Source organism: Ruegeria jejuensis (genome assembly GCF_041537905.1).
GTDB lineage: Bacteria > Pseudomonadota > Alphaproteobacteria > Rhodobacterales > Rhodobacteraceae > Ruegeria_C.
Map to the genome: position 1 here is coordinate 1 of NZ_JBGRUO010000025.1, position 20,574 is coordinate 20,574.

Genomic DNA, 20,574 nt, shown 5'->3' on the forward strand with positions numbered 1-20,574 from the left:
GGGAAAACCCTCTGTCAATCGAGGCAAAATCACCTCGATCAACAGGAAACTCCCAACTCAACAAACCGCGAAACATATCCCGCGTAAGCACAACTCACGCCAAACAGAGCCCATATCGCGGAGCGATTTAGTGCTTGAGCCCAAGAGTCCACTGAAACGAACAATGGTTCTAGCGGATTTCCCGCCATGCAACAAAGAGCCCGGCACTGAGGATCATGACGATTCCGATCCATGAGATCGCATCCGGCAAGTCGCTCCAAAACAGAAAGCCCCAGATGACCGCCAGGGGAATGGCCACGTATTCGAAGGGCGCAGCGACGCTGGCTTCAGACAGGCGGTAGCCCTGCGAGATCAGATAACCGCCAAAAGCGTTCAAGACGCCGATAATGACGATGAGCATAAAGTCGAAGTTGCTCGGCCATACCCATGCGCGCAATAGAAACTCTCGGGACTTGTTGTCGCTTCCGGCAAACCGCCCATCCCCTGCGACAAAGAAGATTGCCAGGCTGGAGACGATGAACATCACTTGCAGATAGAACGCCATGACAGACGCTTTGTCTTGTGTCCCTAGCTTGCGGGTCATGATCGTCATCGAGGCATAGGCAAACGCGGCGATCAGCGGCAAGACCGCTGCGCCCTGAAAGGTTTCGCCGCCCGGGCGCATGACGATGATCGCGCCCAACAGTCCGCAGGAAACGGCCAGCAACCGCAAGAGCCCGACGCGTTCGCCGAGCAGCGGGATCGACAGCAGCGTAATGATCAGAGGAGCGGTAAAAAAAGATTGCGACGCCTTCAGCAATCTGGAGCGACGCCAGCCCGGCAAAGAAGGTCATATTGCCGATGACGAGCGCCAGACCTCTCAGCAAGTGTAGCGGAATGCGTTTGCTGATCAAAGTGCGATAGCTCCCTTCCAAAGGAATGAGTATCGCAAGAACAACAGCAATCGCGACCACGCCACGAATAAAGACGATCTGATGAAGCGGGTAGCGGTCACTCATCCACTTGAAGGTCAAATCCTGAAGGGAGAAAATGGTAACCGCACCGACCACGCAGGCAATCCCGACAAGCCTTCTATGTCGGGACCTGTCAACATCACTCGTCATTTGTTCGCCTTCTGCGGTCGGGCATTCGACCAATATTCACCACTCCCGAACAGAAAGCGAGTTTTGCGTCTGGCAGCATCGGTATTCACTCCTATGCGTCAAATCCTCACGGAAGCAGGCATTCAGCGAAAGGATGGCAACGTTGGCCAGGTCCCGTTTCGTTGACATCGGGCCACAGATGCGCACCGTCATACCGACCAGCGATACACTGCGCGCAAGCTGGGCGCAGTTTTTTTGGTTTTCTCCTCTGGACGGCCTGAATCGGGATTGCTATATGGCGCGAACCGTTCCGGCGTAGCTCAGCGGTAGAGCAGTTGACTGTTAATCAATTGGTCGTAGGTTCGATCCCTACCGCCGGAGCCAAAAGTTTCCCAAAAAAGACCTCGTGCGGTTGCATGGGGTCTTTTTTATTGCGCTGACCGGCATGTCCTTGCCTGCCTGCCCCCGCCGGTTTCGCAAGAACCAGCCAACCCCGCAACATATTGAAAACTCTGTCGTCATCCCGACATCTTGCGCTGATACTCGCCTTGCGACTCCACTTGGTTTTGAAAGGTGATCCACATGTCTAGATTGATTAGCGTTGTCGTACTGCTCGCCGCGCTGGCTGCGGTATACTATTTTGTTGTCTATCAGGAGCCGACCGCGACCGACCAGTTGGATAGCGCTGCGCAAGACGCGGGCGATGCGGTTCAGGATGCGGCCTCCGGCCTGGGTGAGGCGGTTTCCGAGTCGGCCCAGCCAGCGGCGGAACAGGGCGGGCAAGCGGTCGAAGACACAACCGGCGCCGTGACCGACGCGATCGACGACTCCACCACGGCCCTGAGCGATGGCGCGGCCAGCCTCCAGGAGCAGGGTCAGGCCTTGATCCAGCAATTGCAGGATGAGGGGCTGCTTAGCGAGGCGGGGTTCGACTACGACAAGGTCGTCAGTCAGGTCGAAGCCAGTCCGCTGGCGCAGGTGGTCAAGGAACAGGTCATTGTCATCCTTGGCGAAATCCGCGACACGCCGGCGCAATTCGATGCCGGAGTGGACAAGCTAAAGGCGCTCTTTGCCGGGTGAATGTCGCGCTCTGATTGACAGTCCCGGCACTGCATGTTGTCCTGATCTTCAAGCAACAATCTGCCGCAGCCCCGCCTCGCCACCAGGCTGCGGCGGTCGCCCTGAACGGGTGACTTTAAAGGAGAACAGGATGAGCGAACTTCCAAACACGATGCAGGCCGCGCTGCTGACCCATGATGGGTTTGCGCAGGAAGCCACTGGACTGGCCATCGACGATGCGGCGGACTGGCTGGAGGACGCAGAGATACCGGTGCCGCAACCCGACGCGGGTCAGGTTCTGATCCGCATGCGCGCCTCATCGGTCAACCCGTCGGATTTGCATTTCATCAAGGGCGAATACGGCCAGCCCCGCATCAAGGGCAGCCCCGCCGGTTTCGAAGGCTGCGGCGACGTGGTCGCGACCGGTGCCGGGGCTGAACACCTGGCCGGTCAGCGGGTGGCCTTTGTCGCCGCTGGTTCAGGCGCATGGGCTGAATATGCGCTGACACCGGCCATGATGTGCATACCGCTGCGCCCGGATATCTCGGATTTCGACGGGGCCGCACAGATCGTTAACCCGCTGACCGCGATGGCCATGGTCGATATCGCGAAACAGGCGGGCGATGCATTCATCATCTCTGCCGCGACCAGCCAGTTGGGCAAGCTTATGTGTGCCCTCGGTCGCGATCTTGGCCTGTCGCCCATCGCGCTTGTGCGTCGCGCGGATGCGGTGGAATTCCTGAAAGAGATCGGGGCTGCGGAGGTTCTGGTTACCGGCGAGGCCGATTTCGCCGACAGGCTGACCGATGTGATCAAGACACTGAAGCCGCGTGTTTTTCTGGATGCCGTCGCTGACCAGCAATGCGAAACTGTCTTTACCGCCATGCCCAACGGCGCGCGCTGGATCATCTATGGCAAGCTCAGCACTGAACCGCCTGCATTGACCCAGACCGGTCAGTTTATCTTCATGAGCAAGCAGATCGAGGGATTCTGGCTGAGCAAATGGATGAGCAGCACCCCGCCCGAAGACCAGATGCGCGTGGTGGGTGAGGTTCAGGCCCGCTTCGCCGATGGCCGCTGGAGCACGGATGTCGCGGCGACGATCCCGCTGCGCGATCTGGTCGGCACGCTTGCCGAGACGCTGAAGACCACTAAAGGCAAGATCATGATCGTTTCCGAGTGATCGCCGAACAAAACGAAAGACGTCACGGCAGCCTGGGGAGGAGCGCTTGGACAATCTGCAATTGGTGATCAGCGGGCTCGCAAATGGCTGTGTCTATGGCCTAATCGCGTTGGGTTTCGTTCTGATCTACAAGGCGACCGAGGCGGTCAATTTCGCCCAGGGCGACATGATGATGCTGGGTGCCTTCGTCACCATCGGGTTGACCAATGCCAACTATATGGGGCTGCCATTCTGGGTGGCGGTCCCGATCTCGCTGGGCTTGATGGCGGGGTTTGGTGTTCTGCTCGACCGGCTGCTGATCCGGCGGATGTTCGGGGAAAGCCAGACCTCGGTGGTGATCCTGACCATCGCTCTGGGCTTTGTGATCCGCTTTGTCGCCGGTCTGATATGGGGGCATGAGCCGCAAACGCTGCAGAACCCTTTGGCGGGCAAGGATATCCGCCTTGGCGGCCTCGTGCTGGGGCTGGAGGATGTGGCGGTGATCGTTGTCACCGTTTTGCTGACGCTTTCACTCTATCTGTTCTTTGCCCGCACCAAGCTGGGTCTGGCGATGCAGGCCGCCTCACAAAACCAGTTGGCGGCCTACTATATGGGCATCCCGGTCAAACGGGTGCAGGGGCTGATCTGGGGGCTGGCGGGCATGGTCGCCTGCGTGGCGGGTATCCTTTTTGCCGCCAAGGGCGCGGTTGATCCCAATTCCGGCCTGCTCGGGATCAAGGCCTTTGCGGCGGCGGTGATCGGCGGCTTCGGCAGCCTGCCCGGCGCGTTGGCGGGCGGGTTGATCGTGGGCGTGATCGAGCCCTTTGCCAGCCGCTATATCGCTGCAGGCTACAGTCAGATCGCGCCTTACGCGCTGGTGCTGCTGGTGCTGATCGTGCGGCCACACGGGCTGTTCTCGCAAATCCGCCTCAAGAAGGTCTGACGCCCATGCGGATTGTATTCAAAACCAACTATCTGCAGGATATCCGCCCCTGGAAGGATGGCTATCAGCTCTCGCTCTATCTGATCCTGTTGGCTTTCGCGCTGGCAGCACCGCTGCTGCTGGACGATTTCTATCTGGGCGAGCTGACCAATGTGCTGATCTGGGCCATCGCAGGCATGGGGCTGATGCTGCTGACGGGTCATACCGGTCAGGCCAGCCTGGGCCATGCCGCGTTTCTGGCGCTGGGCTGTTACGCCAATATCATCCTGCTGGAACAGGGCCTGCCCTTTCTGCTGGCCTTTCCGCTGGCCGGGCTGATCACCGGTGTTCTGGGCGTGATCATCGCCATCCCGGCCCTGCGCATGCATGGCATCTATCTGGCCATCGCCACGCTGGCGCTATCGGTGCTGATGGATGACATCATCGTCCTGAGCGAACCGCTGACCGGCGGGGTCGCTGGCAAGTTCGCCCCGCCGGTCAACGTCTTTGGCGTCGAGATCGATCGCTGGGGCACGCCGCGCGCCTTTTACTGGCTGGTGCTCGCGGTCGTGGTGATCGTGACGCTGGGCTATATCAACCTGCTGCGCGCGCCGCTGGGCCGCAGCTTCATCGCCGTGCGCGACAGCGAGGTTTCGGCCCAGGCGATGGGCGTGCATATCGCGCGGACCAAGGCGATGTCGTTTTTCCTGTCCTGCGCGGTGACGGGGCTCGCCGGGGCGCTGATGGGGCTGTTCGCAGGCGCGTTCAACAACGAGACGTTCAGCGTCGTGATATCGATCCTGCTTCTGATGATGATCGTGATCGGCGGGCTCGGCTCGATCCATGGCGCGTTTCTGGGGGCCATCGTCATTGGTTTCCTGCCGCAGTTCCTGTCGATCAGCAAGGAGTGGGTCGGCGCGCTCATCGGGGGGAACACGGTCGCAATTCCGGGTTTGGAAACAGGTGTTTTCGGCCTGATCCTCATCTTTTTCGTACTGTTCGAGCCGATGGGCATCTATGGCCGCTGGCTGAAAATCCGCACCTGGTTCGAGCTGTTCCCCTTCTATCGCCGCGACATGTTCAAACGTCAGAAATCCTACCTCAAGACGGAGCGTCTGCGATGAGCCTGTTGACGCTGGACAATGTCACGCTGCGCTTTGGTGGCCTGACGGCGGTGGATGCCCTGTCATTCTCGGTCGAACCGGGCGAGGTCTTTGCCATTGTCGGCCCCAACGGCGCAGGGAAATCCACCGTTTTCAACCTGATATCTCGGTTTTACAATCCGGCCTCCGGGTCGATCCGGCTGGAGAACGAAGATCTTCTGGCGCATAAATCCAGCGATATCGCCAATCTGGGCATCGCGCGGACCTTCCAGAATATCGAGCTGTTCGAACATGCCACTGTCTTGCAGAACCTGCTGGTTGGGCGGCACCGCCACCGCCGCAGTACCATGCTGTCGGAGCTGTTCTTCCTGCCCTCGGTCCGACGCGCCGAGATCGAGAACCGAAAGAAAGTCGAAGAGATCATCGATTTCCTCGACCTGCAGCCCTATCGCGACAAGATGATCGCCGGGCTGCCCTATGGCGTGCGCAAGGTGGTCGAGGTGGCCCGCGCGCTGGCCACCGACCCGCGCCTGCTGTTGCTGGACGAACCGGCCTCGGGCCTTTCGGTGGAGGAAACCAGCGACATGCGCTGGTGGATCAAGGATATCCGCCGCCAGATGGGGATCACTGTGCTGATGGTGGAACATGACATGGGGCTGGTCTCGGGCGTGTCCGACCGGGTGCTGGCCATGGCCGATGGCGCGAGGCTGGCGCTGGGAACACCATCCGAGGTGCAGGCGCACCCGGCGGTGATCGAGGCCTATTTGGGCCGCGCCTCATGAGCGCGCCAATCCTCTCGGTCCGCAATGTGGAAAGCTACTATGGCCCGATCATGGCGATACGGGGCGTGTCGATTGACGTCGCCCAAGGCCGGATCGTCACCATTCTGGGGGCCAATGGCGCAGGCAAGACTACCCTGATGAAGACGATCTCGGGCGTGATGGACCCCGAAAAGGGCGCGATCACCTTCGAGGGCGATGAAATCCAGGGCCGCGAGCCGCACAAGATCGTCGAGCGTGGCATCGTGCACGTGCCGGAAGGGCGCGAGGTCTTTCCCCTGCTCACGGTCGAGGAAAACCTGACCCTTGGCGCTTATACCCGCCACGACAAGGCACAGATCGATCGCGACCGCGATCTGGTCTTCTCCTATTTCCCCATTCTGGCGGAACGCCGCCAGGCAGAGGCAGGCACGCTGTCGGGCGGGCAACAGCAGATGCTGGCCATTGGCCGGGGCCTGATGGCCGGACCGCGCCTGATGCTGCTGGACGAACCCTCGCTCGGCCTCTCGCCCCGGCTGGTGCAGGAGATCTTCGACATCCTTGCGCGGCTGAACCGCGAGCAGGATATGACCATCGTTCTGGTCGAGCAGAACGCCGCCGCCGCGCTGGATCTGGCCGATGACGGCTATGTCATGGAAGTCGGCCGCATCGTGATGAGCGGCAGCGCGCAGGCGCTCGCCGCCTCGGATGATATCCAGAACTTCTATCTTGGCGTGCAGGAAGAAGGCGCGCGCGCGAACCGCCGTTGGAAGCGGCGCAAGACGTGGAGGTGAGCGGAATGGATGCCAGCACCCTGCCCCCTCAGATCGAGATCAACGGCATCAGCGTCAACACCGATCCCGGTCACCGCCCGGTGCTGGTGGATGGCAACCTGACCATTGTCAGCCTGTTTGCCAGCCGTTGCGCCGATCTTGGTCCCCGCACCGCCCATCGCGAAAAAGATATGGGCATCTGGAAATCCTATAGCTGGGCCGACTACTGGACCCATGCCAAATGGATCGGGCTTGCCTTGCGCAAACTCGGGCTGAAACGGGGCGAGGTCGTCTCGATCCTCAGCGAGGACCGCAAGGAGTGGGCCTGGTTCGATCTGGGCATTCAATGCGTGGGCGGCATTGCCTCGGGCGTCTACACCACCGATTCCGAAAAACAACTATCTTACCTGCTGCGCGACAGCGACAGCCGCTTTCTGATCGTCGAAAACGAAGAGCAACTCGACAAGTTCCTGCATATCCAGGGTGAGGTTCCCGATCTGCTGAACGTCATCATCCTCGAAGAGGAAGGGCTGCACGATCTGGACCACCCCAAATGTCTGATGATCGACGCGCTTTATGAAATCGGGCAGCAGGCCGAGGCCGAACAGCCCGGCATCTTCGAGGCAGAGATCGCCCTGGCCGAACCCGGCGATACCGCCCTGCTGATCTACACGTCCGGCACCACCGGCCCGCCCAAGGGCGCGATGCTGAGCCATGAGAATATCATGGCGACGATCACCGCCGGTCTGCACGGGCTGTCCGGCCACGAAGATGACGAGCAACTCTGTTTCCTGCCGCTTTGTCATATCCTTGAGCGTGATGTGTCGATCTATTACCCGCTCGCAACCAAATGCACGGTCAATTTCGCCGAAAGCCCCGAAACCGTGTTCACCAACCTGCAAGAGGTCTCGCCCGCGACCTTCACCGCCGTGCCGCGGGTCTGGGAGAAAATCCACAGCCAGGTCACCATCCTTGTCAACGAGGCCACACCGCTGGGTCGCGCGGCCTTTGCCGCCGCACTGTCCGCGGGGATGAAGCGTGCCGAATACCTGCTTGAAAACAAACCGGTTCCCACGGGCTTGGCCTTACGCTACAGGCTTTGGGACTTTCTGGTTCTGCGCAATCTGCGGCGGATGCTGGGCTTTGACCGCTTGCGGCGCGGCGGGTCCGGCGCGGCCCCGATCTCGCCTGAATTGCTGCGCTGGTACTGGGCGATCGGCGTGCCTCTGATCGAAGGCTTCGGCATGACGGAAACCGCAGGTATCGCCACGGTCAACACGGTAGAAGCCAACCGCATCGGCACCATCGGCCGCGTGGTGCCGGGGTCCGAGATCCGGATATCGGACGCGGGCGAGATCGAGACACGCGGGTTGAACATCTTCAAAGGCTATTGGCGCAACAACGAGAAAACTGCCGAAACCTTCACCGATGATGGCTGGCTGCGCACCGGCGATCTGGGCCGGATCGACGAAGATGGCTACGTAACGATCACCGGCCGGATGAAGGACATCCTGATCACCGCAGGCGGCAAGAACATCGCCCCCGCCGAGATTGAGAGCCGTCTGAAATTTTCGCATTTCATTTCGGACGCGGTGGTGATCGGGGATGCACGTAAACACCTGACCGCGCTGATCATGATCGATCAGGACAATGTCGAGAAATACGCGCAGGAACAGAAAGTGCCGTTCTCGGACTTCACCTCGCTTTGCGCTGCAGCAGAAGTGCGCGCGCTGATCGAAGGTGAGGTGAACACCGCCAACGGTGATTTCGCCCGTGCCGAGCAGATCAAGGATTTCCGCATCATCGACGTACTGCTGACCGCCGAGGATGAGGAACTGACCGCCACCATGAAGCTCAAACGCGGCCACATGGAAAAGAACCATGGCGCGCTGATCGAAGAGATGTACGATTAAGGACATATCAGGGAGGACAACATGAAACGCATTATCGGAGGCTTCGCCGCCAGCGCGCTTGCTTTTGCCAGCGGCGCATGGGCCGACACCCAGGGCGTCAGCGATACCGAGATTGTCATCGGTGCCGTCAACGACCTGAGCGGCATTTTTGCCGCCGTTGGGGTTCCGGCCACCAAGGGCGCCAATCTCTTTTTCGACAAGGTCAATGCCGAGGGCGGCGTGCATGGCCGGACCATTCGCTATGTGGTCGAAGACAATGGCTATCAGATGCCCCGCGCGATGCAGGGCTATAACAAGCTGCTCAATCGCGACAAGGTTTTTGCCATGCTGCAAAGCCTCGGCACACCAATGAATCTAGCGGGCTTCAAGCTGCTCGATCCAAAGGGCATCCCGAACGTGGCCCCGCTTTCGGCCGCGCGGCAGATGCTGCAGGAGCCCGTAGACAACAAGTTCGTGTCTTTCTCGACCTATTTCGATCAGGCGCGGGTGGGCGTGAAATATCTGGCGGAAAAGGATGGCGGCACCAAGGTCTGCAGCATGTATCTGCCCACCGATTTCGGCAAGGAAATCCTGGAGGGCACCATCGCGGGTGCCGAAGAGGCCGGGATCGAATTTGTGGCGGAAACGACGCATAAGCCCGACGAGACCGATTTCGTGGGCTCCCTCAGCAAGCTCAAGGAAGAAGGCTGCGACATCGTCTCGCTTGCGCTGGGGGTACGGCAGGTGATCACCGTTGTCGGCACCGCCAAGAAGATGGGGCTGGACGACATGGACTTCCTCGGCACCTCGGCCAGCTTCCTGACCGTGGTGGCAGCAGTTCCGGGTGGCGTGACCGACGGGTTCCATGTGGCGGCAAGCTGGCAGGACCTCTGGGCGCGCGCCGATGAGCCTGCGCCAAAAGCCTTCATCGAGGAATACAAGGCCGCTTATGGCGAGGACCCGGTGGGGTTTTCGATGCTGGGCTATTCCGCCGCCGACATGATGGTCCGCGCGCTTGAGGCCGCCGGACCGGATCTGACGCAGGAAGGATTCATCGCCGCAATGGAAAGCCTGGATTATACCGATGATCTGGTTGGCAACCATCTCGACTATAGCGCCGAGGACCATCAGGGAACCAACACGGTTTATGTCTCGGTGGTCGAGGGCGGCGCGTGGAAGAAGGTTCACGAGGAGTAACCGCAGCTACGGTGCGGCCAGCAAGGCCATTCTAATGGCCTAATGGCCTTGTGGGTCAATCGGGGCGATCGCTCCGCTCAGGCGCGCATGCCGTGATCGTGTTTTCAAGGATCGCAAGGGCGCGATCCAGCTCCGCCGCCTCAATGGTCAGCGGCGGCGACAGGGTCAGGACGTTTCCGGCGCTGATCTTGAAGGACAGCCCCTGATCCAGGCAGGCATAGAAAATCCGCTCGGCCAGTTCGGGGGCCGCCTGCCGCGCCGCGCGATCGGACACGATCTCGACCCCGAACATCAGGCCCCTGCCCCGGATATCCCCTACGATGGGACAATCGATCAGCGTCTCGCGCAAGCGATCCAGCGCGCGGGCGCCCAACTGCGCGGCGCGCGCGACCAGACCTTCCTCCTCGATGATCTGCAACGTGGTCAGCGCGGCGCGGGCGGTGACCGGGTTCTTTTCGTGGGTGTAATGCCCGATGGCGAACTCCCCCGCCACGTTCAGATCATCCCGCGCCAGCACCGCCGCAATCGGCAACACGCCCCCACCCAGAGCCTTGCCCAGCGTGACGATATCGGGGGTGATCCCGTCGTGCTCGAAGGCGAAGAACTGCCCCGTCTTGCCCAGCCCGGTGGGAATCTCATCCATGATCAGCAGCGCCCCGTGGCGATGGCAGGCCGCCTGCACCGCTTGCCAGTAGCCCGGCGGCGGCACCACGGGCACCGCGCGCATCGGCTCGGCGATGACAGCGGCGACATCGCCCTCGCGCTGCAACGCGAACTCGACCATGCGGGCGCAGGCAAGCGCGCAGGCCTCGGGCCCCGGATGCCCATAAGCGCAATGATAACAGTTGAAGGGCGCGACATGTTCGGCCCCCGGCAGCAGCGGACCGGCCACATGGCTGCGGAACGTAGCCTCGCCACCGACGCTTGAGGCGCCAAAACCCGCGCCGTGGAACGCATCCCAGAAGCTGATCGTCTTGAACCGACCGGTGGCCGCACGCGCCAGACGCAGCGCGACCTCGTTGGCGTCAGACCCGCCGGTGGTGAACAATACCCGCGACAGCGCGCCCGGCGCGATGCGGCCCAGCGTCTCGGCCAGTTCGACCGAGACCTCGTTGGTGAAGCGGCGCGGCGCAAAGGGCAGCGCATCCAACTGCGCCTTGATCGCGGCGATCAGGCGGGGATGGCCATAGCCTATGTGATGAACCGAATTGCCATGGAAATCCATATAGCGGCGACCTGCCAGATCCTCGATCCAGATGCCCTCGGCCTTTGCGATGGTGGACAGGCAGGGGGTCGATAGCGATTGATGCAGGAAGGCATCGCTATCCCGTTTCAGCAGAGCCACGCCAGGGCCATCCGCAACGCGCGCGCGCCACTCCCGCCCCGCCGCCGAGATATTGGACTCGCCTTCGGTGTGGCGTTGGACACTCATGATCTGGTCTCCGCTGATAGGGCGTGCCTGGCTGTCGGCGGATGCCCCACCCGCCGATTGAAAGCTGGCTGTTGGTGCAGGATGGCGGGCGACTAGCACTATGTAAAATCTATATATGCTATCAGGTGATAAGTCGGACCGATGTCCGCCTCATGCCCGCACTGTCTGCAGATGCGAATCAACTGGTTGACAATTTGGCATATTGCCCGAGCAAAAGCCCCAGATCTGATTTTATTCGGTCATTCCCCAACATAAATCCACAATCCTCCTCATATCACTTGCTCCGACTCAGGCGAGCGAATTTTCTCGAAATGTCGCTATCCGTGAAGGAACCAATGCGCCCGCCAATGGCCAGACCCATCGCAGACCCGCGCAAACGAAGGGAAAAACCTGCCCTCCCGGAAGACGTTGCGCGAATTGCGTCGCAAGCGCTAAGCTTTTCGACATCGGTGGCACTGACACAAAACTGTCGTACAGCCGTGAAAAAGAATGGGGAGTCTCGGAACGCGCGGGTGAACGCAACGCGGCGTCCTTTGAAACGAACGGAGCTGCTGGGGGGTGTTTTGTTCAGTCACGACAACGAATCTGCAGATCGCCGCTGGTCCGCCCATTCCGCGGTCGGGTCCAACCCCACGCTGGTTGCCTTGGGAAAACCAGACCAACCACAGGGCACAGTGCAAACTAAGAACAAGACAAACAACGTCCAACAACAGGAGATAACATGAAGAAGTTGCTACTTTCGGGCGCAGCGATCCTGCTGCCCGCTGCCGCCTACGCAAACTGTGCGGGCATCACCGTGGCCGACATGCAGGGTGTCGCGCCGGGTGCGTTTCCGCAGCAATACGAGCTGAGCGAGTTCGAAGCCGCCGCTGGTTGCACTATGGAGTTTTCGGCCAATCCCGAGATCGAGGCGCTGAACGCCCGCATTCAGGGCAATGGCGAACTGCCGCCTCTGGCGGATCGGCTGCCAAAAGAGCCGCTGGTGATCGTGCCATATGAAAGCGTCGGCAAGTATGGCGGCGAGCTGGACGCGCTGTCCAACGCGACCGAGGCCGGCACTTCGGATTTCCTGTCCACCCGCCACGTGAATCTGGTCCGCTATGCCGATGATCTACAGACCATCGTGCCCAATATCGCTAAAAGCTGGGAATGGAATGACGATTATACTCAGCTGACATTTCACCTGCGCGAAGGACATAAATGGTCCGACGGCGCGCCTTTCACCTCGGCGGATGTGAAATTCTGGTATGACAACCTGGCGCTTGATCCCAATGTGATCGAAAAGCCCAAGGACTATGTTCTGGTCGGTGGCGAGCGGATGACGGTGGACACGCCGGATGAGACCACCGTGGTCTTCAACCTGCCCTCACCCAAGCCGGGTCTGGTCAACCACTTTGCGATCTCGTTTGCGCAGGGCTTCCAGCCCAAGCATTTCATGGGTCAGTTCCACCCCGATATCGACGAAAACGCCGATGCCAACGCGCAGGCGCTGGGCTTCGAGAACGGCTATGACGCGATCAAGGCCTATTACGGCAATTCCGACTGGACGGACACGCCCAGCCCGATGCTATCGAACCCCGACAAAGTCGCGAACCTGCCCAAGGCAACCCATCCAACGCTGGAAAGCCATATCTACGTCACCGACACGACCGAGGGCCGTTACCTGGTCGCCAACCCCTATTTCCACATGGTGGACACGACCGGCCAGCAACTGCCCTATATCTCGGCGCAGGATGAGCTGTTTGCCAATGACAACGAGGTGCGCATCCTCAAGCTTGTCAATGGTGAGGCGGACTACAAATCGCAATCCCTAACCCTGGCCGCCGCCCCGCTGCTGCTGGAGAATGCGGAAAAGAATAACTATTCAGTTCAGCTCAAGCCGACCATCGCGATGCCGGCGTTTTCCTTCAACATGACCTCCGAAGACCCCGCCAAGCGCGAGGTGTTCGGCGATCTGAGGTTCCGTCAGGCGATGTCGGTGGCCATCAACCGCGACGAGTTGAACGAGGTGTCGTTCTTTGGTCAGGGCGAGCCGAAACAGTATATCGGCTTCTCGCCGACGCCTGACTTTGTCGATCCCGAATTGACAAAACACATGATCCAGTATGACCCGGATATGGCGAATGCGCTGCTGGACGAGATCGGCATGGTCGATACCGATGGCGACGGGTTCCGCGAATTGCCCAATGGCGACAAGCTGGTGCTGAACATGCAGTTCGCCACCCAAGGTATTGGCGGCGAAGTGGTACAGCTTGTCGGCCAGAACTGGGCCGATGTGGGCATTCAGACCACAGTGAAAGAGGTCACGCCGGACGAATACCGCTCGGCGCAATCCTCCAACCAACTGGATGTAGGAATGTGGGAAAAAGGCCAGCCGGTTGCCATCGTTCTAGGCAATAACGAACTCTTCGTGCCGCCTTTCGAGAACTATTTCGGTCACCGCACCGCGATGCTCTGGGCCGAATGGGTCGACAGCGACGGCGCCTCGGGTGTTGAGCCGCCGCAATGGGTCAAGGATATGGCCGCAGATGTGGACGCCTTCCAGGGCGCAGTTCCCGGTTCGCCAGAACAGGCCGAGATCGGCGCGCGGCTCGCCAAGTCAATGGCTGAAAATTTGCCCTTTATCGGGACAGTTCAGGCTCAAAACCTCATTTATCATCGCAATGCGCTGAAAAACGTGCCTGAATTCAAGACACAGTCCTACGAATACTACCGGACCTACCCGTATCTCGCCCCGCAATGGTGGCTGGACGAGTAAGACGGTCAGCTATGAAACAGCGGTGGGCGGAATACGCCCGCCGCAAGACCCAAACCGAACAAGAGACGCCCACCCGCCTGTAACGCGGACAAACGGGCGCAAGGACAGGGAATAGGTATGCTGGGCTTTATGCGGTTCGTGGCCACCCGTGCAGCGATGGCGCTGGTGACACTGGTGATCGTGTCGCTGGTCGTGTTCTCGCTGATGGAACTGGTGCCCGGCGATTGCGCCGAGCGGTACCTGGCCTTCAAGAACACCCAAGGCTCGGGCATCTCGGTCGCCGATATCGAAGCCGAGCGCGTCCGGCTGGGTCTGGATCGCCCGTTTCTGGAACGCTGGACAAGCTGGCTATTCAACGCCTTTCGCGGCGATTTCGGCGATAGCTGCATCCTGCGGCTCAATATATCGCAGCTTCTGGGCGACAAGTTCTGGCTGAGCCTGTCGATCTGTCTGGCCTCACTGGTACTTGCCTATGCGATCGCCCTGCCTGTCGGCATCATCGCCGCCGCCTCGCAGAATGCAGTGCTGAACAATGTGCTGCGCTTTGTCAGCTATCTGGGTCTGGCGATGCCGAATTTTCTGCTGGCGCTGATCATCATGCTGATCTCGACGGTCTATTTCGGCGATACGTTGACGGGTCTGTTTTCCGACCAGTATCGCGACGCACCGTGGAGCTGGGCGAAGTTCGTCGACATGCTGGGTCATGCCTGGCTGCCGATCTTCATTCTGGGCTGGTCGGCCACGGCCTTTGCGCTGCAGACGGTGCGCGCGCTGATGTCGGATGAGATCGGCAAGCTTTATGTTACCGCCGCCTCGGCGCGCGGGGTGCATGGTCGCAAACTGCTGTGGCGATACCCGGCACGGCACGCGCTGGGGCCGATCATCAACTCGCTGGGCTTCGATCTGAACCGCATCTTCAATGAATTACCCATCGTGGCGCTGATCCTGACGCTGACCGAAGCCGGGTCGTTGCTGATCGAGGCACTGGCCCGGTCCAACGACCAGCAGCTTGCGGGCGCCATCATCTTCATGCTGACCGCCTCGATTGTCACGCTGAATTTCGCAACAGACGTGCTGCTCGCGGTACTCGACCCGCGCGTCCGCAAGAGCATCATCCGGTGAGCGACATGACATCAGAAACCACAAACCCCGCCACCGAGACCGACCAGAAGGCCAAAGAGGCCTATTTCACCGCCTCACAAGGCCAGTTGATCTGGGCGCGGTTCAAGAAACAACGCAGCGCAATGATCGCCGCCTGGGTTCTGATCGGGCTGCTGCTGTCGGGGCTGTTCGCCTCGTTCCTGTCGCCCTATGATCCGACAGTTGCCGGGCGCGACAAGGATTACCTGAACGGCGCGCCGCAACTGCCGCAATTCTGCGACGGCAATGGCTGTTCGCTGCGGCCCTTCATCCATCCGGTAGAACGCGAGCGCTCGCTGGCGACCAATTTCCGCTGGGTGACCAAGGTGAACGAGGACAAGCGGGTCTATTTCACCTTCCTGCCCAAGGGCTGGGACTATAATCTTTTCGGCCTGATCCCGATGGACCGGCATCTGTTTGGGGTCGAAGAGGGCTATGTGCATCTGTTCGGCACCGATGCCACCGGCAAGGACATCTTCTCGCGAACGCTGCATGCGATCTGGACCTCGATGCAGGTGGGCACGATCGGCGTGGTGATTGCCTTTGTGCTGGCGCTGATCATTGGCGGCATATCAGGCTATTACGGCGGCTGGATCGACAGTTTCATACAGATGATCACCGACGCGGTGCGAACGGTGCCCGCAATCCCGCTCTTCATGGCCATTGCTGCCTTCATTCCGCAGGAATGGTCGGCCGAGACACGGTTCTTCATCATATCGATGATCCTCGGCCTGATCGGCTGGCCCACATTGGCGCGCCGCGTCCGAACCCATCTGCTGACCGAACGCAATCAGGAATACGTGCTGGCCGCCCAGCTTTGCGGCGCTTCGCCGGGCCACGTGATCCGGCGCCACCTGCTGCCCAGCTTCACCAGCTATATTATCGTCGATCTGGTGATCTCATTTCCCTACATGGTGCTCAGCGAGACCGCGCTCAGCTTTATCGGGCTGGGCTTGAAAGACCCGGTCAACTCGTTGGGCGTCATGCTGCAAAGCGTGACGTCGGCGGATGTGCTGCTGAATTACCAATGGTACTTCATTCCCGTCATCTTCTTCATCGCGCTGGTGATGGCCTTCGTCTTTGTGGGCGACGGGCTGCGCGATGCCGCCGACCCTTATTCGGATAGCCACAAATGAGTTCCCTGATCGACGTTGAAAACCTGACGCTGCAATTCCGCACCGATGAGGGGCTGGTCACGGCGGTGGATGATGTGAGCTTTTCGCTGGCCAAGGGCGAGGTGATCGGGCTGGTGGGCGAAAGCGGGTCCGGCAAGTCGGTCACCGCCAAGTCGCTTATGCACCTGAACGCCCGCAACGCCGTCTATGCGCCACAAAGCAAGATCACGCTGCACACCGATACGGGCGAGGTCGACGTGCTGTCGCTGCGCACCGCGCGCGAGTTGAACGTGGTGCGCGGCGGTGCGATCAGCATGATCTTTCAGGAACCGATGGCCTCGTTCGCGCCGGCCATCACGATCGGCAGCCAGATGATCGAACAGCTGCAGCTGCATGGCGACATGTCCAAGGCCCGGGCCAAGGAGATCTCGGTCGAGATGCTGGACCGCGTCGGCATCTCGGACCCGCATAAGCGCATCGACCAGTTTGCCTTTGAACTTTCGGGCGGTATGCGCCAGCGCGCCATGATCGCCATGGCGCTGTCGACGCAGCCCAAACTGCTGATCGCGGATGAGCCGACAACGGCGCTGGATGTGACCATCCAGGCTCAGGTGATCGACCTGATGAAGGATCTGGTCAACGAGTTTCACATGGGCATCATCTTCATCACCCATGATCTGGGCGTGGTGGCGCAGACCGCCGACAAGGTTTGCGTCATGTATCTGGGCCGCATGGTCGAGGAAGGCCCGGTGCGCGAGGTGATCCGCCACCCAAAACACCCCTACACGCGCGGCCTGATCCACGCCCTGCCCCGGCTTGACGATCTGGAAGCGCCGCTGACACCGGTGCCCGGCGATATCCCGTCGCCACTGGAGCGGCCTCCGGGTTGCGTATTTCACACCCGCTGTCAGGAAATCCTGGGCGATATCTGCAAAACCAAGCTGCCCCATGACACGCAGTTAGACGCAACACATCGGGTGGCCTGCCACCTGCATGACACCAAAGAGGTCGGCGCATGAGCGATGATATCCTGATCTCGGCCGACCAACTGACCGTTGGCTACCCGCTTGGCAGCAGCCTCCTGCGCAGATCGGTACTCAAGGCCGTGAACGAGGTCTCGGTCCATATCGAACGCGGCTCGTTCTTCGGTCTGGTCGGCGAAAGCGGGTCGGGCAAAACCACGCTGGGCCGCGCGCTGCTCAAGGCGGCGCCGATCACGGACGGGCGCGCGATCTATCGCGATGACGAGGTCCAGTATGACCTGTCCACGCTCGACGGGGCCGAGCTGAAAGATTACCGCAAGCGCGCGCAACTCATCTTTCAGGACCCTTATGCCGCCCTGTCGCCGCGCATGACGGTGCGCGATATCATCGCCGAACCGCTTGAGGTCATGGGCCTGACCGCCTCGCGCCAGGAAACTGACGAGCGGGTGCGAGAGATCGCGGCGAAATGCCGGCTGAACCTGGAACATCTGCGCCGCTTTCCGCACGCCTTTTCGGGCGGGCAGCGGCAACGGATCTCGATCGCGCGGGCGCTGGTCTCGGGGCCGAAATTCGTGGTGGCCGATGAAAGCGTCGCGGCGCTGGACGTGTCTATTCAGGCCGATGTGCTGAACCTGCTGAAACAGCTTCAATCCGAACTGGGGCTGACCTTTATGTTCATCAGCCACGACCTGTCGGTGGTTGCCCATACCTGCGACCATGTGGCGGTGATGTATCTGGGCCGCCTGGTGGAATCCGCGCCAACACGCAAATTATTCGCGATGCCCCGGCATCCTTATACCCGCGCGCTGTTTTCCGCGATCCCATCGCTTGACCCCGATGATCGCGGCAAGGCGCAAAAGCTTGAGGGCGAGATTCCCTCGCCTCTGAATCAGCCGCCGGGTTGCAAGTTTCATACCCGCTGCCCCAACGCCATCGACCGCTGCAAAAGCGAAGAACCCCGGCTGGAAGACCCCGGCGACGGGCATGAAGTGTCCTGCCACCGCTGGCGCGAGTTGCTTGAGGCGACTCGCGCATAAGCGGCATCTTGCCCATCAATGCAACCCTGACCTCGTCTTCGAAACTTTTTCGTTGCCAGATCGGGGATTTGGCTAATCTTCAACTGCCTGTCACATGAACCTCGTAAAGGTGCGGGCATTCAAGCTATGGAGCCAGAAATGACCAAGATCGACCCCATCGAGTTGTCCCCCGACGACTGGGATGAACTGAACTTCCCCCGCCCTGAAGAAAACGAGTTTGACCGTGTGGTTGAACGCGCGATCTCGCGCCGCGGTTTCCTGGGTGGCGTGCTGGCCTTTGGCTCGGGTGCGGCGGCAATGGGGGCTGGTCTGATGTCCTCGACTTCAGCGCAGGCACAAAACGCATCGCGCTTTGCCTTCACCCCGATCGCGGCACAAACCGATAACACCGTGCATGTGCCCGAAGGCTATAACTGGAAGGTTCTTGCGCGTTGGGGCGATCCGCTGTTCTCGGATGCCGACGGATATGACATCACCGGCGGTGGCCCGGTCGAAAAGTCCGACCGCGTTTTTGGCGAAAATACTGATGGCATGTTCACCTTCGATCACAATGGTCACCAACTGATCGCTATCAACCATGAATACCCGAACCGAAAAATCAACTTGCCGAAGCTGCGCGCAGGCAATCCCGGCAGCGCCGACGAGGTAAAGAAACTTCAGAACATCCAGGGCGTTACCGTGATGGAAATCACCGAGACCCCCGAGGGCTGGACCGTGGTCAAAGACAGCCCCTTCAACCGTCGTATTCACCACAACACCCCTATGAAAATCGTCGGCCCTGCCGCCGGTCACGACCTGCTCAAGACCGAGGCTGACCCGACCGGCACCACCTCGCTGGGCACGATGAACAACTGTGGTGCAGGTAAAACGCCCTGGGGCACCTACTTGACCTGCGAAGAGAACTTCAACGGCTATTTCGGCTCGACCGATGAGGCGGCCAGCTATGACCAGAAGGTCGCGGATGGCTTCGCTCGCTATGGGGTGCAGGCCGAAAGCTGGAACGGGTACGAAGGTTACGATCCGCGCTTTGACACCTCCAAGACCCCAAACGAGCCGCACCGCGTCGGCTGGATCGTCGAGATTGACCCAACCGATCCCGAAAGCACCCCGGTCAAACATACCGGGCTGGGTCGATTCAAGCATGAGAACGCAGCGGTGGCCATCGCGCCGGATGGTCGTGTCGTGGTCTATATGGGCGATGATGAGCGGGGCGAATACCTGTACAAGTTTGTCTCGAATGGCGTCTATCAACCGGGCGGCCAGACCGAAGGTTTGCTCAATGACGGAACGCTTTACGCGGCGAAGTTCAACGAGGACCAGACCGGTGAATGGCTGGCGCTGACGTCTGAAACCACCGGGATGGAACCCGCCGATATCGCTATCTTCACCCGGATGGCGGCCTCAGCAGTTGGCGGCACCACAATGGACCGTCCCGAATGGGTCGCCACCAGTCCGGTTGCGGTCGAAGCCTATTGCTGCCTGACCAACAACAAGAACCGTGGCGTAAAGCCCAACGCGGGTGGTGACGATACCTCGGCCAATCCTGCCAACCCACGCGACACCAACCATTACGGTCAGATCGTGCGCTGGCGTCCTGCGAATGATGACCATGCCGCAGACGGGTTCGAGTGGGACCTCTATGTGATGGCGGGCAACCCGACCGTGCATAGCGACGCTTATGCCGGATCAGCCAATATGAACGAAGGCAATCTGTTCAACTCGCCCGACGGCATGGCCATCGATTCGACCGGTCTGGTCTGGATTCAGACCGATGGCGATGACGACAACGAAGGGGACTTCGCGGGCAACGGCAACAACCAGATGCTGGTTGGTGACCCGGTGACAGGTGAGATCGTCCGCTTCCTGACCGGCCCAAGCGGTTGCGAGGTGACCGGCCTGACCTGGTCGGACGACCTGCGCACCATGTTCGTGGGTATCCAGCACCCTGGCGGCACCTGGCCCGATGGCGAGGGCCTGCCGCGCTCATCGATCATCGCGATCAAGCGTGACGATAACGGCATCCTCGGCTGATCCAGCCCCGAAAATTTCTGCAGCGCCGCCTTTTGAGGCGGCGTTTTGCGTTTGGCTGACAGGCACGGGCGCCAAAGCCGTTCCTGCGTATCCACTTGGTGGAACTTTGTCTTTGCGTTGCCCGTCAGAC

The 20,574-nt window shown here is 60.4% G+C and carries 17 protein-coding genes and 1 tRNA gene; 16 read left to right on the forward strand and 2 right to left on the reverse strand.

Annotated features, from left to right (window positions below; genetic code table 11):
• Positions 1-169: 169 nt before the first annotated feature.
• Positions 170-799 (reverse strand): DMT family transporter, encoded by a 630-nt coding sequence (locus tag AB1E34_RS21865; protein WP_372574433.1) that lies wholly within the window; start codon positions 797-799, stop codon positions 170-172.
• 175 nt (positions 800-974) lie between these two features.
• Between AB1E34_RS21865 and AB1E34_RS21870 the strand changes: the two genes are divergently transcribed.
• The 10 genes from AB1E34_RS21870 (at position 975) to AB1E34_RS21915 (ending at position 9,948) form a co-directional block, all read left to right on the forward strand.
• Positions 975-1,268, forward strand: coding sequence for a hypothetical protein (locus AB1E34_RS21870; protein ID WP_372574434.1), 294 nt, complete (start codon positions 975-977; stop codon positions 1,266-1,268).
• 123 nt (positions 1,269-1,391) lie between these two features.
• Positions 1,392-1,466: transfer RNA gene (locus AB1E34_RS21875), tRNA-Asn, on the forward strand.
• A 198-nt stretch (positions 1,467-1,664) separates the two neighbouring features.
• Positions 1,665-2,162, forward strand: coding sequence for a hypothetical protein (locus tag AB1E34_RS21880; protein ID WP_372574435.1), 498 nt, complete (start codon positions 1,665-1,667; stop codon positions 2,160-2,162).
• Between the two features lie 130 nt (positions 2,163-2,292).
• Complete coding sequence (locus AB1E34_RS21885) at positions 2,293-3,324, forward strand: alcohol dehydrogenase catalytic domain-containing protein (RefSeq protein WP_372574436.1); 1,032 nt, start codon at positions 2,293-2,295, stop codon at positions 3,322-3,324.
• 46 nt (positions 3,325-3,370) lie between these two features.
• Positions 3,371-4,246: a branched-chain amino acid ABC transporter permease gene (locus AB1E34_RS21890; protein ID WP_372574437.1), complete on the forward strand. Its 876-nt coding sequence runs from the start codon at positions 3,371-3,373 to the stop codon at positions 4,244-4,246.
• 5 nt (positions 4,247-4,251) lie between these two features.
• Entirely contained in the window at positions 4,252-5,349 is a 1,098-nt protein-coding gene (locus tag AB1E34_RS21895; RefSeq protein ID WP_372574438.1) for a branched-chain amino acid ABC transporter permease, read from the forward strand.
• Entirely contained in the window at positions 5,346-6,110 is a 765-nt protein-coding gene (locus AB1E34_RS21900) for an ABC transporter ATP-binding protein (RefSeq protein ID WP_372574439.1), read from the forward strand. Before AB1E34_RS21895 ends, AB1E34_RS21900 begins: the two co-directional genes overlap by 4 nt.
• Positions 6,107-6,880, forward strand: coding sequence for an ABC transporter ATP-binding protein (locus tag AB1E34_RS21905; protein WP_372574440.1), 774 nt, complete (start codon positions 6,107-6,109; stop codon positions 6,878-6,880). Before AB1E34_RS21900 ends, AB1E34_RS21905 begins: the two co-directional genes overlap by 4 nt.
• A 5-nt stretch (positions 6,881-6,885) precedes the next feature.
• A complete protein-coding gene (locus tag AB1E34_RS21910) occupies positions 6,886-8,772 on the forward strand; it encodes an AMP-dependent synthetase/ligase (RefSeq protein ID WP_372574441.1) in 1,887 nt (628 codons plus the stop codon).
• 21 nt (positions 8,773-8,793) lie between these two features.
• Positions 8,794-9,948 carry an ABC transporter substrate-binding protein gene (locus AB1E34_RS21915; RefSeq protein ID WP_372574442.1) on the forward strand — a complete coding sequence of 385 codons (1,155 nt, stop codon included), beginning with the start codon at positions 8,794-8,796 and terminating at the stop codon, positions 9,946-9,948.
• Between the two features lie 55 nt (positions 9,949-10,003).
• Here the strand turns inward: AB1E34_RS21915 and pbfA are convergent, their stop codons facing one another.
• Entirely contained in the window at positions 10,004-11,380 is a 1,377-nt protein-coding gene (pbfA, locus tag AB1E34_RS21920) for a (R)-1-hydroxy-2-aminoethylphosphonate ammonia-lyase (RefSeq protein WP_372574443.1), read from the reverse strand.
• 721 nt (positions 11,381-12,101) lie between these two features.
• On the opposite strand from pbfA, the gene AB1E34_RS21925 reads away from it, so the two are divergent.
• The 6 genes from AB1E34_RS21925 to AB1E34_RS21950 all read left to right on the forward strand — a co-directional run bounded on the left by AB1E34_RS21925 (position 12,102) and on the right by AB1E34_RS21950 (position 20,444).
• Complete coding sequence (locus tag AB1E34_RS21925; RefSeq protein ID WP_372574444.1) at positions 12,102-14,138, forward strand: ABC transporter substrate-binding protein; 2,037 nt, start codon at positions 12,102-12,104, stop codon at positions 14,136-14,138.
• Positions 14,139-14,255: 117 nt separating this feature from the next.
• The gene (locus AB1E34_RS21930) at positions 14,256-15,260 is read left to right on the forward strand and encodes an ABC transporter permease (RefSeq protein ID WP_372574445.1); all 1,005 of its coding nucleotides are present in this window, start codon (positions 14,256-14,258) and stop codon (positions 15,258-15,260) included.
• A gap of 5 nt (positions 15,261-15,265) precedes the next feature.
• The gene (locus AB1E34_RS21935) at positions 15,266-16,414 is read left to right on the forward strand and encodes an ABC transporter permease (RefSeq protein ID WP_372574446.1); all 1,149 of its coding nucleotides are present in this window, start codon (positions 15,266-15,268) and stop codon (positions 16,412-16,414) included.
• Positions 16,411-17,412 carry an ABC transporter ATP-binding protein gene (locus AB1E34_RS21940; protein WP_372574447.1) on the forward strand — a complete coding sequence of 334 codons (1,002 nt, stop codon included), beginning with the start codon at positions 16,411-16,413 and terminating at the stop codon, positions 17,410-17,412. Before AB1E34_RS21935 ends, AB1E34_RS21940 begins: the two co-directional genes overlap by 4 nt.
• A complete protein-coding gene (locus AB1E34_RS21945) occupies positions 17,409-18,413 on the forward strand; it encodes an ABC transporter ATP-binding protein (RefSeq protein WP_372574448.1) in 1,005 nt (334 codons plus the stop codon). The genes AB1E34_RS21940 and AB1E34_RS21945 overlap by 4 nt, the downstream gene beginning before the upstream one ends.
• A 138-nt stretch (positions 18,414-18,551) precedes the next feature.
• Positions 18,552-20,444, forward strand: coding sequence for a PhoX family protein (locus AB1E34_RS21950; RefSeq protein ID WP_372574449.1), 1,893 nt, complete (start codon positions 18,552-18,554; stop codon positions 20,442-20,444).
• The last annotated feature ends 130 nt before the right edge of the window (positions 20,445-20,574 follow it).

Excerpts from the sequence above, each read along its gene's own strand:
- AB1E34_RS21940 (WP_372574447.1), top strand. The coding sequence starts at position 16,411 with ATGAGTTCCCTGATCGACGTTGAAAACCTGACGCTGCAATTCCGCACC.
- AB1E34_RS21870 (WP_372574434.1), top strand. The coding sequence starts at position 975 with ATGAAGCGGGTAGCGGTCACTCATCCACTTGAAGGTCAAATCCTGAAG.
- AB1E34_RS21905 (WP_372574440.1), top strand. The coding sequence starts at position 6,107 with ATGAGCGCGCCAATCCTCTCGGTCCGCAATGTGGAAAGCTACTATGGC.
- AB1E34_RS21880 (WP_372574435.1), top strand. The coding sequence starts at position 1,665 with ATGTCTAGATTGATTAGCGTTGTCGTACTGCTCGCCGCGCTGGCTGCG.
- AB1E34_RS21950 (WP_372574449.1), top strand. The coding sequence starts at position 18,552 with ATGACCAAGATCGACCCCATCGAGTTGTCCCCCGACGACTGGGATGAA.
- AB1E34_RS21945 (WP_372574448.1), top strand. The coding sequence starts at position 17,409 with ATGAGCGATGATATCCTGATCTCGGCCGACCAACTGACCGTTGGCTAC.
- AB1E34_RS21935 (WP_372574446.1), top strand. The coding sequence starts at position 15,266 with ATGACATCAGAAACCACAAACCCCGCCACCGAGACCGACCAGAAGGCC.
- AB1E34_RS21925 (WP_372574444.1), top strand. The coding sequence starts at position 12,102 with ATGAAGAAGTTGCTACTTTCGGGCGCAGCGATCCTGCTGCCCGCTGCC.
- AB1E34_RS21900 (WP_372574439.1), top strand. The coding sequence starts at position 5,346 with ATGAGCCTGTTGACGCTGGACAATGTCACGCTGCGCTTTGGTGGCCTG.
- AB1E34_RS21930 (WP_372574445.1), top strand. The coding sequence starts at position 14,256 with ATGCTGGGCTTTATGCGGTTCGTGGCCACCCGTGCAGCGATGGCGCTG.
- pbfA (WP_372574443.1), bottom strand. The coding sequence starts at position 11,380 with ATGAGTGTCCAACGCCACACCGAAGGCGAGTCCAATATCTCGGCGGCG.
- AB1E34_RS21915 (WP_372574442.1), top strand. The coding sequence starts at position 8,794 with ATGAAACGCATTATCGGAGGCTTCGCCGCCAGCGCGCTTGCTTTTGCC.
- AB1E34_RS21885 (WP_372574436.1), top strand. The coding sequence starts at position 2,293 with ATGAGCGAACTTCCAAACACGATGCAGGCCGCGCTGCTGACCCATGAT.
- AB1E34_RS21910 (WP_372574441.1), top strand. The coding sequence starts at position 6,886 with ATGGATGCCAGCACCCTGCCCCCTCAGATCGAGATCAACGGCATCAGC.
- AB1E34_RS21895 (WP_372574438.1), top strand. The coding sequence starts at position 4,252 with ATGCGGATTGTATTCAAAACCAACTATCTGCAGGATATCCGCCCCTGG.